At 64.1% G+C, this 11599-nt stretch carries 12 protein-coding genes; 1 reads left to right on the top strand and 11 read right to left on the bottom strand.

From position 1 onward, the window contains the following. Positions 1–137: 137 nt before the first annotated feature. The gene (locus ACQKJZ_RS01480; RefSeq protein ID WP_010339747.1) at positions 138–716 is read right to left on the bottom strand and encodes a hypothetical protein; all 579 of its coding nucleotides are present in this window, start codon (positions 714–716) and stop codon (positions 138–140) included. Positions 717–734: 18 nt separating this feature from the next. After that, positions 735–2345, bottom strand: coding sequence for a hypothetical protein (locus tag ACQKJZ_RS01475; protein WP_037525897.1), 1611 nt, complete (start codon positions 2343–2345; stop codon positions 735–737). Positions 2346–2513: 168 nt separating this feature from the next. On the opposite strand from ACQKJZ_RS01475, the gene ACQKJZ_RS01470 reads away from it, so the two are divergent. Next, positions 2514–2936 (top strand): hypothetical protein, encoded by a 423-nt coding sequence (locus tag ACQKJZ_RS01470; RefSeq protein ID WP_010339745.1) that lies wholly within the window; start codon positions 2514–2516, stop codon positions 2934–2936. Between the two features lie 47 nt (positions 2937–2983). On the opposite strand, the gene ACQKJZ_RS01465 is transcribed toward ACQKJZ_RS01470, so the two are convergent. From ACQKJZ_RS01465 to ACQKJZ_RS01425, 9 genes are read right to left on the bottom strand one after another with little or no spacing between them, the layout of a single operon-like run. Beyond that, positions 2984–3442, bottom strand: a complete 459-nt coding sequence (locus tag ACQKJZ_RS01465) for a hypothetical protein (RefSeq protein WP_427729749.1) — start codon at positions 3440–3442, stop codon at positions 2984–2986. Continuing rightward, positions 3436–3651 carry a DUF5818 domain-containing protein gene (locus ACQKJZ_RS01460; protein ID WP_126002492.1) on the bottom strand — a complete coding sequence of 72 codons (216 nt, stop codon included), beginning with the start codon at positions 3649–3651 and terminating at the stop codon, positions 3436–3438. Before ACQKJZ_RS01460 ends, ACQKJZ_RS01465 begins: the two co-directional genes overlap by 7 nt. Further along, complete coding sequence (locus ACQKJZ_RS01455) at positions 3648–4151, bottom strand: hypothetical protein (RefSeq protein ID WP_046408775.1); 504 nt, start codon at positions 4149–4151, stop codon at positions 3648–3650. Before ACQKJZ_RS01455 ends, ACQKJZ_RS01460 begins: the two co-directional genes overlap by 4 nt. Further along, positions 4151–4471: a hypothetical protein gene (locus ACQKJZ_RS01450; protein WP_126002491.1), complete on the bottom strand. Its 321-nt coding sequence runs from the start codon at positions 4469–4471 to the stop codon at positions 4151–4153. Before ACQKJZ_RS01450 ends, ACQKJZ_RS01455 begins: the two co-directional genes overlap by 1 nt. Beyond that, positions 4464–4997 carry a DUF2726 domain-containing protein gene (locus ACQKJZ_RS01445; RefSeq protein ID WP_126002490.1) on the bottom strand — a complete coding sequence of 178 codons (534 nt, stop codon included), beginning with the start codon at positions 4995–4997 and terminating at the stop codon, positions 4464–4466. The genes ACQKJZ_RS01450 and ACQKJZ_RS01445 overlap by 8 nt, the downstream gene beginning before the upstream one ends. 59 nt (positions 4998–5056) lie before the next feature. Beyond that, complete coding sequence (locus ACQKJZ_RS01440) at positions 5057–5257, bottom strand: hypothetical protein (RefSeq protein WP_046408815.1); 201 nt, start codon at positions 5255–5257, stop codon at positions 5057–5059. 39 nt (positions 5258–5296) lie between these two features. Beyond that, positions 5297–8347, bottom strand: a complete 3051-nt coding sequence (gene mobF, locus ACQKJZ_RS01435) for a MobF family relaxase (RefSeq protein ID WP_126002489.1) — start codon at positions 8345–8347, stop codon at positions 5297–5299. A gap of 3 nt (positions 8348–8350) precedes the next feature. Then, positions 8351–10654 carry a type IV secretion system DNA-binding domain-containing protein gene (locus ACQKJZ_RS01430; RefSeq protein WP_288806340.1) on the bottom strand — a complete coding sequence of 768 codons (2304 nt, stop codon included), beginning with the start codon at positions 10652–10654 and terminating at the stop codon, positions 8351–8353. Further along, positions 10644–10934, bottom strand: coding sequence for a hypothetical protein (locus tag ACQKJZ_RS01425; RefSeq protein WP_010339736.1), 291 nt, complete (start codon positions 10932–10934; stop codon positions 10644–10646). Before ACQKJZ_RS01425 ends, ACQKJZ_RS01430 begins: the two co-directional genes overlap by 11 nt. Positions 10935–11599: the final 665 nt, after the last annotated feature.

The raw sequence follows: 11599 nt of genomic DNA, 5'->3' as shown, positions 1-11599 counted from the left end.
ACGGAAGGCATAAAAACAAAGACTCGGAACGTTCCCTTTATGTTCCGCCATCCTTGTCTTTGGGTCAAGAGTTCGATCGTGTCGAGCTCCCGTCCGAGGACGACCCTTTCAGACCGCGCATCGCCTCGGCGGCAGCCCTAGTCCGTCCACTCGAAACAGCGACTACGCTCGATGAACATCCGCAGGATACGATCGGATCGCCGCACCAAGTCACGATCGCGACCGTGCTGGGGCGATTTCGCACCGTGAAACAGATTGCAGCGAACGCAATATATGGTCCGTAAGAGCTGCGGCCAGGTTGGAACATCTCCGTTTGTCCAGCCCACTGGTTGCATCCGGACGCCCTCGAGTCGACAGCGGTCGAACAGCTCGTCGCGGTCCTCCGCCCAGAAGGCATCACGACCGAGCTTCTGCCGCACGTCCCGGACGTTGAGCACCGGCCATAATTGCGAGAAGGCCATCACGCGTCGTTGAAAATCGTCATCCTGCATCAGCTCTTCATAGGCATCGGTAGCCCGCCGGTTTTCGGCAATCGCGGTGATCATGGCCGCGTCATGGTCCGCGCCGGTCACCGATTCCATCCAGCCGTTGAAGCCCATCCAAAGGCTCATAAATGACATGAAGGCTGAGCGTTGCCGGTCAGCGTTATCGATCAGCTCGTGTGCAAGATCCGCCGTTTCCGGATCGAGCGATCGAAAATTGCTGAAGTTCACCATCGTCGATATCCTTCCCGATTAGGCGATCGCCGCCGATATCTGGCGAAGCGTAGCCACGAAGGTATCCAGTAGCTGACGACCTTGCATCGCTGCAGGCGCGGTATCATCGACCCCTGCCCGCTCCTTGCCGCTGGCGATGTTGCTCGAACCAAGATGTGCGTCGGCGAGCCGAAGATCGTAGATCCCGAAGAGCGGCGCCATCATCGTGCTCGCGTCGTTCCCAGGCATTAGGCTGCCGAGGAGTTTCTCCAGCGCCTTATTCGAACCCGGCTTCCGACCATCCTTGGGTTTGGGCAGGTTAAGAGGCGCAAGGACGGCATCGACGTCGACCCGCTCCATGAAAAGGCGAGTGACCTCCTTGGCTAGCTCCAGCAAACCGTCTGCTTCAGCCGCCTGGAAGCGGTGCGCGCGGCGCAACAGCCGAGGCACGGCCTGGTCGTCGCGGAGGAGCGGGACGCCATATTTGCCGCTGAAAGCCGCGTCGATCTCCGCAAGCGCCGCGGCCAGCTGCGATTCTGGTGCGATCGTACTGGCCGGTGTCACATCCATCTGAGCGGCGAACAACTCCTCTGCCACGCCGCCGTCGGGCGTTACGTTATGAGCGCTCCACAGCCGCTGCTCCCAAGGATCGAGTGCTCCGATGTCTTTTGCGAAGACCGTGATCAGGCCGAGCCGGTTGACCCCGAAGTGGACACCGGTGCTGGCGCCCAGGCCTCCGGTTTCCGCGCTGTACCAATGCAGGCTCGCGCCGCGATGGCGCATCAAGGTGGACACGACGGTGGGATCGAAATATAACCATGTCGACACCCCAGCCAGACTATCGCCCGACCTGCGGGCGCCGTCATTCTCCAGTATGAAGCTCGTGGTATGGGGATCCTTGTCGCCACGGATGCGTGTACTCAGCCCGCTTGGCTGGACCCATTCCGTTCGCCACATGGCGCCCATCGTGCGGTACTGATCACTGGGGGTCGGCCAGCGCCCCGGTCCGGTTCGACCCTCCCGCTCGTCCCTGCCCCTGACTTCGGCGAAAGCGTCGCCTGGCCAGTCATAGACTGGCTTGTCGATGGTGGTGGCGGTCCGCTGGTGATAGCTCGAACAATACAGGGCCATGCCGCGGGCGCTGAGGTAGTCGCCAAGGAACTCCGGCCTGATCTCAAGCAGGATCGGGCGGTCCTCAGCATCTTGTTTCAATCGCGCGACCTCGGCCCAGCCCTCCTCCGGTCGAAACCAGCAATCACCTTCACGTAGAAGGCGGAGGGCCACGACCAGGTCGGGATGCAGGTGCCAGATGTGAAGGTGTTCGTCCTCGAGATACTGGTCGATCACGAGATTGAGACCGATCGGCTGAGTGGGCCTGCCATAGAACAGGTCGGAAGCGCGATAGCCCCACGGTTCCATGCCGCCCCGGTGTGGGCCGACCCCCAAGTCGCTCCAGACGACCTTGTCGCCCTCTGATCGATGGGTGTCGAAGATCGCGGCAGTGGCGATGCCCGTATATTCCCGCAGCTCGACGATACCGGCCTCAGGTGGGACGATCACGACATCAGCATCGTGGCGGAGCGGTATCCATGGCCGCCCTTGCAGCGGCAGCACATCACGCAACTCAAAATATCTCTGTACGATCGGCATAGGCACCCCCGGGTAGCGGAGCATGACTACCCCTGATTGCAGAGACCTTGAATCAGCTTTTTGCGATATTCTACCGTGCAGCAGGCGCCGTCGCGGAAGTCGCCGGTATTGGCTTGGTGATAGCTGCCACAAAGCACGGGACCATGTGGGCGAACGGTATCAGGAGGGATGATGAAGCTTACCAGCGACGCTGTTGAAGTAGTGAACCGCAATGCGCTCGTCACCGTGGCACTGAACCAAGGCTACAACGCCTATCTGCCGGTCTACGACAATGGCATCGATCTGATCCTGTTGAACGAGGCGACTGGCGATACCAAACTGGTGCAGCTCAAAGGCCGGTGGACCATCGATAAGAAATATATCGGCCGAAACATCTGGATCGCGTTCCCCGACCGCGGTGTCTGGTACGTCGCACCGCACGACGAGATGCTGCGGTTAGGGGAAAGGCACACCGCAACAAGCAGCTGGGCTCGAGGCACCTACAGCAAGAGTCCTCTCAGCAGGAGCGATTGCGAAGAATTGGCGTCCTATCGCTTCGGCGATCCGGACACGGTCATGGATGATGCCGCGGCTTTGAGCGCGGGCGGATAACATCCACTTTGGTGCAAAGCGCCGCAAGCTCTCGTGCACAACCTTACTCAGAGGGTGAGACCGATGCACAAAAGCAGGATCGCCGCCGCGCCCGCAGCGAGCTTCCCGCCGGCAACGACGCGCGCCGATCGCCCCAAGCGAAGCCGCTTGCCCGTCCTGTCCATTCCGGAGCGGAGCCCGAGCACGCCGTCGGTCGCCAATACGGTGCCGATGATGAAGAGCAGAACCGAGATTGCCTTGGCAAAGCCGTGAGGTGACAGCCCGGTGACGATGAAGACCGCAACGAGCCCGATCGTGAGCAGGCCGTACAGTGCAAATCCGATGTCGAGCAGCCCGCGCAGCCGCTTCGGCCCGTTCCAGTCCGTAGGCCGTCGAAGGAGGATCATCGGGCGCAGGCAGAGCTGGCAGCTCTCGAGATTGCTGTCGTGCGGCCAGTGATTGATCAGATGGCCGCAATGCGGGCACCCCGGTCGACGGTATGGGAATGCGGTCGCCCGGATCAGCATGGCGAAGTCTCCGGCGCCGGTGCCAGATAATAGGCCGTGATGGCCGCCCCGATGATCATTCCCTCGACGGTGACCGACTTACCGATCAGGTGTCCGGCGATCACGTCCCCAACGAGCCGCCAGCGCATCCCGTCTCCCTCGATCAGCATCAGCCCACGTGGCGTCATGTCCACCACGCCGGTTAACCGGACAGGGCTGCTGGCCGTCATTCTGCTGCCTCGGCATAGACCCGGGTTTCCTCGGCCGAGGCGCCATTGAAGCATACCAAGGGACAGTGGAGGAGAAGCCGGCCGTGATAGTGCAGCGTGCGCCCGTCCAGCCTGATCGGATCGCGAGCGAGGCGTTGGCAGGATTTGTTCGATCGGTTCCTGAAAGCGCAGGGCGCGGCGAGCGGGGAGAGGGGCACCTTGGTCACTTCTTCCGCTTGGGATTGAGGCGGCGGTTCGCCGAAGAGGTCGCACTGTTCCATTACGGGTTCCGTTCTCCCCCCGAGTGGTGGCCGCGGTTGCCAGCGCTGGACCATGGCGGCGTGAAGTCGTCGCGAGATTTTCCGTCGATTCAACGAAGCGCTGCCAAGCGGCGTTGACTTCGTCTTCGGCGCGTTTGCGTCCCTCGCTGCCTTGCCGAAGCCCCAGCGGAGCTTGCCGGGATCAACCTTCTGCCGCTGGCGATACCGCTCGCGCGTATAGTCGCGGTCGTCGATCGCCACTACGCAGCCCCTTCGACGCTGGATTGATAGTAGACGCCTTGGTCGCGGTGCATCGCGATCTTCAGAAAGGCGGGGCACTCGACAAGCACCGCCAACCACGCCGCGCACTCGGCCCTTCCGAGCGCCGACGAGTGACTGGCCAGTTCCACCCAGACGAGGAGGGCGAGGCCGGCGATAGTCCCGATGCGGACGTCCCGCCGAAGGCCGGCAGGAAGCTTTAGAATGCTCGGTAGGCGCACCCATGCCGGGCTGGCGAGATCACCCCTGAGGTACAGCGGCGATGCGGCGTAGATCGCCAGTATGATCTGGGTCTCAAGCATGGTTCGCCCCCCGATCCGCGATCGCGCCCGCAGATCGATCCGAATGAAGCAACGGTGCGAGCGCCTCACGGACATTCGCCAGCGTCGGCTTGGTCTTTGCCGCGATGCGGATCGTCGTGTAGCCAGCGCCCGATGTCATCGCATCACGCTTTGCGTCGGTCGCGGCGTTATGGGTATAGTCGTCGACCTCGATCAAGGCGACGATCGTTCCAGTCTCCCGGTCCTGCACTACGAAGTCGATGATCTTCTGCGAGAAGCTGTTTCGATCAGCGGGGGACACCTTGCGCCCGAGCCGACGTGGAACCTGCAGGAGAGCCCCCATTGCCACCTGCGCGTGGATGCGGTGTGCGGGCAGGGCGCGCTCGATCGCCGCGAGCATGGCCAGCTCGCGGTCGGTAAGAAAGCGCTTGGCCACCGGCGCGGGCGGTCCACTCGGTGCCGCCGCGCTTTTCACCAGCGCAAGTATAATGACCGCGCAGACGATAAGAAATACGGTCGCGATTGGCGATCCGAACAGTTGTGTCATTGCGTCACCCCTCGGAATGGAAGGCGCGGCCAACAACCGGGGCCGCGCCGGTCTGCCGGTTACCAGCCGTCGCGGCGCCCCTCGCCGCTGTCCTTGAGCCCACGCCGGTCCAGACTGGAGCGCCGGATCTCCAGTTCAACGCCATCGCCCTTGTCGCGGGTTCGGATGTCGCGGGGATCCACATTGTTGCGCTTGGCGAAGTCCTCGGCTGCCTTGTCGCTGCCGAACTTGCCGACGTCGTCGAAATCCCATCCACTCATCGTCGTCTCCTTCAATCCGGCGGTCCGGCCGGTCGGTCGTCACAGATCGAGCCCCAGGCTGCGTTCCGGCAGCGGCGGCAGCACGTCGCTGCGGTCGGGCTTGAGCTCGGGCGGTGATTTGAGGGGATCGCCCGGTGCAGACGCAGCCTGGCCCTTCCCGGCAGTCGGAAGCGGCGGGTCGCCTGGCAAAGGCGGCAAGTCCGACAGATCGACAGGGCCGGGATCGAATTTTTCGCGCGGGCTGGTGCCCGTGCCGCGTTCCCGGTCGACGTCGAGCCGACCCACCGTTTCGAGCGCCGAGGTCTTGTTTCCGGGGTTGTTGTCGAGCTGGCGCTCGAGCTTCGCTTTATCGTCCACCACCATCGTCATTTCGTCGCGAACGCGGGTGACGCCGACGTTGAACAGGCGCTGGTTGGACAGGTTGCGCTCCTGGCTCGACATGACGGTGATCGCCTTGTCGGTGGTGATGCCCTGCGCCATGTGCATGTTCAGCGAGTAAGCGAGGTCGAGCCGCGACAGCATCGGATCGCCCAGGTCGAGCGTCAGCCGCTCCTTGCTCGCGGTTTCGACGGTGACGCCGCTCGCATCGATGGTGAGGACGCGTGCGAGGGCGGCGTTGTGGAGCCCCCTCCCCTTGTCGTTGGCGGTCCAGCGAATGCGATCGCCTTCGCGCAGATGAAGATCTTTCTTCTCGCTGAGCTGAAGGCGGTCGCGCTTCTCGGTTGGCGAGAGTTTCTGTGGGTCGAACCGGATGCGCCGGCGACCGTCGAGAAGATCGACCTTGCCGTTGGGGTGGACCTTGTCGACGTCGTAGCGGCCGGCGGCGAGGCCGACGTCCTGACCGCCTCCCCTGCCTACCTCGAGGGTTTGTCCGGGCCGGTAGGTGGATGCGTACCGCAACTCCTCGCGCGTGGTATTCACCCGCTCGTAGACGGTGAGGTGAATCCCCTCGCCGCGCACGGTCTTCTCGGCCGCAAGCCCGTCCTGAATGCGTTGATTGATGATCGCGCGCGAGGCGCGGCCCGACGCGAACACCGCCGTCGACTCCCGATCGGCGCTCGAGAGTCCGAGCCACATTTCGGCTGCGTGCAAGGCCGGGCTATTGTGCTCGATGACGCTGTCGCCAAGCACCTTCATGGCCTTGCCCGCTTCGCCGACATTGGCCAGGGCCGCGACGGTGCGCAGCTGATCGGTGCGCTGGCGGATGTTCTCGTCCATGCGCGCCATGGTTCCCCCGCCGGCCTGGATGAGCGCGAACGACTTTCCGGCATCGATCGAGGAGAGCTGCTGCCGGTCGCCAACGAGAACGAGTTTGTCGACGCCCAGCGCGGCCGAGATTTGATGGAGCTTCAGCATGTCGTCGCTCGACACCATCGAGGTCTCGTCGACGACGAGCATCTGGCCGCCGAACACGGCCCGCGCCTGCTCATAGGCGTCGCCCTGCCGGTTCGTGACGTGCCGCTCGTTGGCAAGAATGAAGGAGGCGATGGTCTGGGACTTGATTCCGGCGCCCTCTGCGAGGTCCGCCACCATCTTGTTCTGGAAGGCGAGGCCCGTGACGGCCCGCCCCTCCGCCTCGGCGACCCGCGCGACGGACTGCAGCATGGTCGACTTGCCGGCGCCGGCTATGCCCTGCACCACCACCGTCCGGTCCTCCGAAGAGACAATCAGTGTGGCGGCGGCGAGCTGCCCGGCGTTGAGCTCGCGATCCGCATGTGCCTGCAAGCGCTCGGGAGCCTCGCTGGCCGCAATCATCGGAGTGGAAGCGCCCTTCCCCTGCTCCACCGCCTTGAGAATGCGCTCCTCGGTCCTGAGGGCCTCCTGCGTGGTCACCATGCGGGGCCGGGTGTCGCCCACGCGCGCCTCGCCCGCGATCAGCTGGCCGCGTTCCACAAGCTGAGCGATCCGCCGCTCGACATGGTCGACCGTGACGCCCTTCAGACCGAGATCCAGAGCGGTCTTGCCGAGCTGGTTGACGTTGAAGGCGGCTTCACGCTCGGAAAGCATGCGCACGGCGGACGCAACAGCCAGCTGCGCACGAGCTTCTGCCGGCGAGTGGGTCACCCGAGCCAGGCCCCGATCGACGAGAGGATCGTGCGGCTTGAGGACGTCGCCAAGCTTTTCCCAGGCGTTCGTAAGCGCCTCGGAGACGGCGCGATAGCCGCGCTCGAGAGCGCTTCCCGGCTCGCGCTGTTCGGATCTTGCAAGCGCCGCCTCGAGCAGGGCCTTGCCATCGAAGCCGAGGGCCGCCGCCTTCTCGATCCACTCGCGTCGGAGGCCGTCGCGGTCCTCAACATTCAGCTTGGGATCGCGCGTATTGGTGGTGACGCTGTCGCGCCCTTTGGGAGAGGTAATGCCGAGCTCGGCCGCCTTCTCGAGAATGGCTTCGCGGCGCTGGCTGAACGCCTCCAGCACCGCCTTGGGGACACCGGCTACCTCGAACGTCCCGTGCTTGCCCTTGAGCTCTAGCCTGTAGCCCAGCTTCTCCATCTCCTCGCGCAGGAAGGCGTGGTAGATCGAGCCGATCACCGTGTTGTTGCTCCAGATCTTGTCGGCATGGAGCGCCTGCCATTTGCCGTCGGGCATCTTGGTCAGGTTGGCGATTACTGCGTGGACGTGCGCCTGAGGATCGAGGGCGCGGCTCGTGTCATGCTGGAACAAGGCGAAGACGAGGTTGCCGGTCTGCACCGGAACCTTGCGCCCTTCCACGTCCTTGCGCCCTTCGGCGAGGTTCTTCTCGACCCAGGCCATCGCCCGCGCGACCGCCTTCATGTTGGCGCCGTTCTCGCCGAGGATCCGCTTGTCGCCGGTGACATAGGCGAGCAGCGACACCGACTTCGGAGCCGAGAAGGTGAGGTCGACGCCCGATCGCCGGTTCTCGACCTGTGCCACGCCCTCCCCGCTCGGCAGAATACCGTTCAGGATGCCTTCGAAGGCATCCTTCGCCACCTCGCCGGACAAGCCCAGGTCGGAGGCGCCCTCGCCGCCCCAGGCACTGACCTCCGAGCTGTCGTCGACGGTGTAATAGTCGTCCTTGGCGAAGTAGCCGGCGGCGCCGGAGGCGGAACGGACGGAGGCGACCGAGAGCACTGGCTAGATCCCCATGTCCATGCCGTCAGGCTCGCGGCCGGCGGAGAAATCCTGGCGTAGCTCGACGATCGTCTGATCCTCGACCCGCGGCGCGCTGTGATGGCTGCGACCGTCCTTTCGATCATCACGTTCTCGGGCCTGCGCTGCCTCCTGCTCTGCTGCCGCGCGCGCAGTCTGTGCGATGTCGGCCGCATGTTGACGGGGTGCCTGTCCGTCGCGGTCGGCGTTGTTTTCGTGAACCGCCTTGCTGGTCGATTCCTTCTCCGCATCGACCTCGGCAGACAGGATGCGCGCGGCCATTTCCTTCGCCACGTTGACCGGCTCTACCACCTCCTGGATCACCTGGCCGGCACCATCACGCCCACCGGCTTCACCACCCCCTTCTCCGTCGAACACTTCCTCTCCGCGCTTCGATCGCACCGGCTTCATGTCGGGGCGGGGCAGGAAGCCGTCCGCGACCTGGGGATAGTCCTTCCAGACGAGCTTGATCCGAGCGGCCGGGAAGCCGTCGGGGAACTTCACGAAGCCATGCATCGAGGGCAGGTTCGTGATGTCGTCGGCGATCACGAGCGGTTCGACCTGCTTGCGCGGAGTCAGCGTCGAGGCGTCGCGCGTGTTGTTGTAGCCGTAGCTGTAGGCCTCATCCATCTGGCGGACTTCGCGGTTGCCGATATAGCGGGCGCACTGCTCGGCGGTGTCGAGATCGGCGGTCGCGAGGATGAGCTTGGAGCGGGCAAGCGAGGCGAGATTGCGGGCGCCCTGCTCGCCATAGACCTCGACCAGCTTTTCGAAGCTGTGGATGCCGAGGATCATTGCGCCGCCGAAGGCGCGGGCCGTCTGAAGGCCATTCTCGATCGCAGGCAGGCGGTGCAGCGCGCCGACCTCATCGAACATGAACCAGGTCCGCAAGCTGCGCGTGCGCGGCAGCGTCATGAGGCTGGTGATGGCGATGTTCATCCAGAGCGTCAGCAGCGGCCGGTTCATCTCCAGATCGTCGTAGTCGGAGGTGACGAACAGGATCGATCCGGGCGCGCGCTCGGTGGTCATCCAGTGCCGGATCGAGAACGGCTCTCCTTCGTCGGGCAGGAAACGCAGGACCTGCGCATTGGTGTTGAAGACGGCGCGGATCGATTCCGCCATGCGGGCCGCTTCCGGGGCGGTCAGCGGGTCGGCGATGGTGTTCGCGAGGAAGCGATGCACCCGCTTCAAATCGGCGGTCATCAGGTTCTCGGCGAGCGCCAGGTTGGTGGTCTGGCCGCGCTCCTGAAGCCGGACGCACATCTCGATGAACAGGGTGCGGGCCGCGAGCGCCCAGAAGGGCTCGGACGAGCCGCCATCGGAGGGAATGAGCGCCGCGGCGGCCGACGTGAAATGGCTGTAGGTCGAGCAGTCGTTGAAGATCGACCAGGCCGGGCAGCGCTGGTCCATCGGGTTCAGGATCGTGTCGCGCATGGGATCGTAGAAGGCTTCGACATAGGCGCCGGTGAGATCGAAGATCACGGCGCTGTCCTGGCGCTGGCGCATCTGGCTGACCAGACTCCTGAGCTCGGTGGTCTTGCCCGCGCCGGTGGTGCCGATCAGCATGGAATGGGACTGCTCGAGGCGGTGCGGATAGGGGATGCCGGCGAGCGTATAGGGATGGTGGATGCCGCCCGCCTTCCGTGTCGCGAACGGCAATTTGAGCACGGCGGCGGACGAGCGGCCGGGGAAGAACTCGCGCGCGTCCTCCGCGAATTTTTCCGCATTGTGCTGCGCGATTTCGGAGACCAGCACGGCGCGATCGACCAGCATGGCGCCGCGCTCATGGCGTTCCTGAAGGATCGAACGCCCACGCCTGCGCGAGATGTCGACGAACCAGATGGTGAGTGGCGCGACCACGAAAACCGAGACGAGGATCGAGCCGATCAGCGCCCGGATGGTGGTCTCCCAGGCCTGCTGCACGGCCGGGATATAGGGCACCACGGGCATGACCGTTTTGTAGATCTCGCCATTGGGCAGGGTGACGTTGACGCGCTTGTTGGGATTGAGGTCGACCCAGTTCCAGAGCGCCGAATAGATCTTCATGCAGACGAGCTGGAATCCGTGCTCGTCGAGGCGGATCGAGAGGATGACGAACCAGGCCGCGAGGAAGGCGAAGAACCAGACCATGATGGGCAGCCGCGCGCCCGAAAACCACATCAGCATCTCGTGGGTGAGAAGCTGGCTTCCGCGCGTGAAATTGCCGGCGTTGCGATGGACTTTGCCCCGCGCCGAATGATGGGTCAGGGGTATGGCGCGGCCATCGGTGCGGATGTCCTTACGCGCCATGGTATTGCTCCAGGCGCTTGTCCGCATTGGCGATGATCCGCTCGCGGAATTCGGGATATTGCTCGCTGATGATGACGTCGAGCGCGAGCTGCATGAACTCGCTGATCCGCGCCAATCGGCGGTGGCTGGACGTGATGACGCTCGCCGTGCCGAGATAGGCATCGACTGCCGCCCGGATGATCTCGGAGGGCTTGCATTCCTGGTCCGTCGCGAGGGCCAGAATGCGATCATACTGCTGGCGGTCGAGCCGGACCGTGCAGTGCCGTGTCGTCGAGGACAAACCAGCCTCCTAGCAGAGAGGCTGGTGGGGACCTGAGAAAGCGTGTGGAGATATAACCGATCGCGCGGTGGGCGGCAAAGAGAAATGGGGAACACAGAGCGCGTGGCACCACGTGGCACGGCTAAGTCACTGAAAGCTTGGGATAAACAGACTCCCTCGCGAACGTCCCACGCCGTGGCACGCTCTCCGGTCGCCCTAAGCTATTGAGGGAACACGGGAATCCTGCACCTTCAGGTGCGTAGGGTGTGCTAATCCCAAGAGCCCGATCCCCTGTCCCTGGGCCTGTTACGATGTCGTCGGAGAGGAGCCGGTTGCCGGGACCGGCGAGGTACGCGCCGCCGTGAGGCGGAACGCGCGAGGCCGGTGTCACCGATCCGATCAGGGCGCGAAAAGCCCCGATGCGCAGCATCAACGTCGGCCAAAGGGCCGCGTTGGAAAGGCGAGGATCGTGACCCGAAGGGCGGAGACAAGGCGCATGCCTTGGCTCCGTGAGGTTGGGCTCTCGTTGCCTGAAGGGCATCGGGAGCCCTAGCGAATAGAGCCGTCGTCGGGCGCAGGCCCGATGCGCCCTGGACTTGCCCCGCTTAAGTGGAGAGGCATTTGCTCAGCGTGACGCGGTTCGTTCGAACTGCGCGGGGCTGATGTAGTCGAGCGCGGAGTGACGC

The sequence above is a fragment of the Sphingomonas sp. NPDC019816 genome (assembly GCF_050274375.1).
In the GTDB taxonomy this organism is placed as follows: Bacteria; Pseudomonadota; Alphaproteobacteria; order Sphingomonadales; family Sphingomonadaceae; genus Sphingomonas.
The sequence above is the reverse complement of the archived record's forward strand: the minus strand, read 5'-3'. Positions and strand labels throughout refer to the sequence as shown.